At 72.4% G+C, this 3,768-nt stretch carries 4 protein-coding genes and 3 tRNA genes; 4 read left to right on the top strand and 3 right to left on the bottom strand.

All coding sequences use genetic code 11. The annotated features are described in order from the left end of the window. The first annotated feature begins 150 nt into the window (after window positions 1–150). Window positions 151–735 (top strand): hypothetical protein, encoded by a 585-nt coding sequence (locus tag H5J33_RS26890; protein WP_181797436.1) that lies wholly within the window; start codon window positions 151–153, stop codon window positions 733–735. A gap of 50 nt (window positions 736–785) precedes the next feature. Continuing rightward, complete coding sequence (locus H5J33_RS26895) at window positions 786–1,517, top strand: hypothetical protein (RefSeq protein WP_181797437.1); 732 nt, start codon at window positions 786–788, stop codon at window positions 1,515–1,517. Between the two features lie 94 nt (window positions 1,518–1,611). On the opposite strand, the gene H5J33_RS26900 is transcribed toward H5J33_RS26895, so the two are convergent. The 3 genes from H5J33_RS26900 to H5J33_RS26910 form a co-directional block, all read right to left on the bottom strand. After that, window positions 1,612–1,685, bottom strand: a tRNA-Ile gene (locus tag H5J33_RS26900). Window positions 1,686–1,862: 177 nt separating this feature from the next. Further along, window positions 1,863–1,935, bottom strand: a tRNA-Asn gene (locus H5J33_RS26905). Between the two features lie 6 nt (window positions 1,936–1,941). Next, window positions 1,942–2,014, bottom strand: a tRNA-Asn gene (locus H5J33_RS26910). 158 nt (window positions 2,015–2,172) lie between these two features. Between H5J33_RS26910 and H5J33_RS26915 the strand changes: the two genes are divergently transcribed. Together H5J33_RS26915 and H5J33_RS26920 are read left to right on the top strand one after the other, a co-directional pair. After that, window positions 2,173–2,466 (top strand): YtxH domain-containing protein, encoded by a 294-nt coding sequence (locus tag H5J33_RS26915; RefSeq protein ID WP_181797438.1) that lies wholly within the window; start codon window positions 2,173–2,175, stop codon window positions 2,464–2,466. Window positions 2,467–2,559: 93 nt separating this feature from the next. Continuing rightward, window positions 2,560–3,768 (top strand): FGGY family carbohydrate kinase (locus tag H5J33_RS26920; RefSeq protein ID WP_181797439.1); only part of this gene is annotated, 1,209 nt, incomplete at its 3' end.

The following is a 3,768-nucleotide window of genomic DNA, read 5'->3' on the forward strand; positions in this document are numbered from 1 at the left end:
CGCCGGTGCCGCGGTGGTGGTCGGCGCGGGCGCGGTCCTCGTCGTACGGCGCCGCAAGGCCATGGCCGGTCCGGGGGGCGGCGACACGGACGCCACCGCGTAGACACAGCCCTTCCCCCGAGACTCCGCAGAACCGGAAGAGAGATCACCATGAAACTGCGCCGCGCCCTGTCCCTCACGGCCGTGACGGCCGCCCTGCTCCCCGTGGCGATGGCAGCCGCCCCCGTCTCCCAGGCGGCCGACGCCCCGGTCCCGCGGTGCACCGAGATCGGCGCGGGTAAGTACCGCGAGAGCCCCACCGTGACCCGCTCGTTCGGCATACCCGACCGGCTGACTCCCAGCAGTCGCTGGACAGCCTTCACCGTAACGCTCACCAACGCCGCGCCGATCGAGTTCGAGTCGTTCGAACTGGACGGCTGGGCGCTCAATTACGACGACAACATGGAGCACTCCTACCTGGGGCAGTACATCGATCTCCAGTACTGGGACACCTCACAGCACCTCTGGAAGACGCTCCACGGCTCCCACGCCCCCATCCCCGCCCCGACCACGTTGAAGCCCCGCCGGTCCGTTCACGTGCAGATGCGGCTCAAGTTGAGAGAAGACGTGCCCATGAAGCCGGGCGAGGAGATCCTCGGGGGAGTGCAAGTCGGCGGCTCCTGGGTCGAGCCCTCCCGCGAGAACTGCGTGGGCTACACCCGCAGCGGCGGGCAGTTCTGGGCCGCGAAGAGCTGAAACCGTACCGGGGCCGATGCCAACTCCGACAGCAGGGAGCGTTTCCTCCGATGACCGCACAGCCCGCACGCCGTAAGGGCGGTGGTCCCGGGCCCGCCTCGGCCCCGGACGTCCCGCCGTTCACGCCCTCTCTCGTCACAGCGGTGTTCCGGGACGTGACCCCGATGCACGTCTCCCGGCCGGCCGCGTGGGCCGCCGCGTCGGTGACGCGGACGGTGCTGACGGCGATCGTCGACGGTGCGCGGCGGGCCGCGGCGGAGGAGGCCCGGAAGAAGCTGACGCCGCGCGACCTCCTCTCGGCGATCGACCGGAACGTCGAGCTGGAGGTGGGGACCGACTGGTACGACCACAGCCCGGCGTTCCGCGGCCTGACCGGTGTCCTGTACGACGCCGAGGGTGCCGTCGTGCCTTCCCGTGAGCGCCGCGGGCCACGCAGACCGAGTGCCGTGGCCGGCGCCCACCGGTTCGAGGCCGGGGTGCGGAAGCTGCTGCGCAGCCGGGGGGCGAGGGCCGTCCCGGCGCTGGTCCGCGACCTGGACGGAATCGCGAGCGTGTTCCTGACGGACCTCGCGCGGGACGCGGCCATGGCCGCCCGTGAGGTCCGCCCGGCCGCCCGCAGGGGGGACAGCCGGACCATCGGCGGGGAGGACGTCCTGGCCGCCGCCGCGATCCGGTTGTCCGGCGACCTCGGGCAGCTCGCCCTCACCGAGGCACGCGAGGAGGCAGGCCGGCTGGGTATCCGGGGCGCACGGGCGGTCCCCTACGCGTCCCCCGGAGCCTGATCCAGGAAGGTGAACGGCGGCCGTCGCCTCGGCGTGGCGGCCGCCGTTCTTCCGTTCCCACAGGTCGCATCGTTTCTGCACCTGTCCTGCTGGGTGGGGCGGGTGGGACTCGAACCCACGGCCGACGGATTATGAGTCCGCTGCTCTAACCGGCTGAGCTACCGCCCCATAGCGGCGTGTCGCGTACAAGTGTGCGCGCCGTCTGCCGCAGCATAGCCGCTCATACGATCTGCTGCCTCGGCTGGTCGGCTTCCACGCTGCCGCTCACGACCTTGAGGACACCGCCGCGGGCGGGACGGTTCCCGGGGACATGAAAAAGGACCCCTGAGGGGTCCTCGTTCAGCGCTCCCCCGACTGGACTCGAACCAGTAACCTGCCGGTTAACAGCCGGCTGCTCTGCCAATTGAGCTACGGAGGACCGAAGCTCCCCCGACTGGACTCGAACCAGTAACCTGCCGGTTAACAGCCGGCTGCTCTGCCAATTGAGCTACGGAGGATCGCCTCGATTGCATCGAACGTAGCTACCTGGGTATTCGCCAGGGGGCGGCCGCTCGCTGCGACACATACATTAGCGCAAGCAGGGGGGTGCTCCGCCAATCGGTACCCTCGGCGCCAGCGCCGCACCAGAAACCTACGCACGGGAAGGGTGGCAGCCATGCGCTACCGGCTCACGTTCCTCGCCGGACTGGCCCTCGGTTACGTACTCGGCACGAAGGCCGGCCGCGAGCGCTACGAACAGCTGAAGAAGTCGGCCCGGCAGATCGCGCAGAACCCCGCGGTCCGCAACACCGCCGAGACCGCCGCCCAGCAGGGCCGCGTCTACGCGGGCAAGGCCTTCCACACGGTCGGCGACCGCATCCCCGAGTCGGTGGCCCACCGGGTCCGCTCGCTCAGGGAGCGCAACGGCCACGGCGTCCGCGAGGACGACTGGGGCACCGGCAGCACCTGACCCTCCCGCCCGCGCCCGCCGGCCGGCCGCACCCCCTCCCCCTCGGGCGCCCTCCGGCCGAGCCGGGCGCGGCGGTACGGCAAAATTCTCCGCATGGGGATAGTCGCCGGCTTGGACAGCTCACCGGAGTTCACACGCATCGTGGTCTGCGACACGGACACCGGTGCCGTACTACGACAGGGGTACGCCCCGCACCCGGTGGAGGGCCGGCCCAGCGACATCGACCCGCAGGCCTGGCTGCTCTCCCTCGGCGAGGCGGCGGGCGGCGGTCTGCTGGAGGGGGTGCAGGCCATCGGGGTCTCGGCCCAGCAGAACGCCCTGGTTCCGCTGGACGCCCAGGGCAACACCGTCCGCCCGGCCCTGGTCGGCGGTGACAAGCGCGCGCAGGTCGCCGCCGCCGACCTGGTGGACGCGCTCGGCGGCCGGGAGGCCTGGGCGCAGGCGGTCGGCTGTGTACCGCAGGCCGCCCAGCCGGTCACCAAGCTGCGCTGGCTGGCGAAGAACGAGCCGGAGAACGCCCAGCGCACCGCCGTCCTGCTCCAGGCCCACGACTGGCTGGTCTGGCAGCTGCTCGGCCGGCCGCTGCGGCGCACCACCGACCGCGGCGGGGCCTCCGGCACCGGGTACTGGTCGGCGGCCACCGGCGCCTGGCGCCCCGACCTGGTCGAGCTGGCCCTCGGCCACCAGGCGGTGCTGCCCGAGGTGATCGGTCCCTCGGAGGCGGCCGGCACCACCCCGGAGGGGCTGCTGATCTCGGCCGGCACCGGGGAGACCATGGCCGCCGCGTTCGGGCTGGGCCTGGGCCTCGGGGACGTGGTGGTGTCGCTCGGGGCCTCCGGTTCGGTGATGGCCGTGCACCCGGAGGCGCTCGCCGACCAGTCCGGGATGATCACCTCGCTCGCCGACGCCACCGGCATGTTCCTGCCGGTGGTCACCACCCTGAACGCCGTACGGGCCCTGCGCGGCACCGCCGAACTGCTCGGCCTGCCGGACCTGGAGAGCCTGTCGGACCTGGCGGTGAAGTCCACGCCGGGGGCGCACGGGCTGGTGCTGCTGCCGTATCTGGAGGGCGAGCGGACGCCGAACCTGCCGCACACCGCGGGCACCCTCGCCGGGCTGCGGCGCGAGTCGATGAAACCCGAGCACCTGGCGCGGGCCGCCTTCGAGGGCATGCTCTGCGGTCTGGCGGACGCGCTGGACGTACTGCGCGGGCGGGGCGTGGAGGTGCGCCGGATCTTCCTGCTGGGCGCGGCCGCCGAGCTGCCCGCCGTACAGGCCTCGGCGCCGTCGCTGTTCGGCGCG

The organism is Streptomyces sp. WELS2, assembly GCF_013870595.1.
GTDB lineage: Bacteria > Actinomycetota > Actinomycetes > Streptomycetales > Streptomycetaceae > Streptomyces.

Excerpts from the sequence above, each read along its gene's own strand:
- H5J33_RS26915 (WP_181797438.1), top strand. The coding sequence starts at position 2,173 with ATGCGCTACCGGCTCACGTTCCTCGCCGGACTGGCCCTCGGTTACGTA.
- H5J33_RS26890 (WP_181797436.1), top strand. The coding sequence starts at position 151 with ATGAAACTGCGCCGCGCCCTGTCCCTCACGGCCGTGACGGCCGCCCTG.
- H5J33_RS26895 (WP_181797437.1), top strand. The coding sequence starts at position 786 with ATGACCGCACAGCCCGCACGCCGTAAGGGCGGTGGTCCCGGGCCCGCC.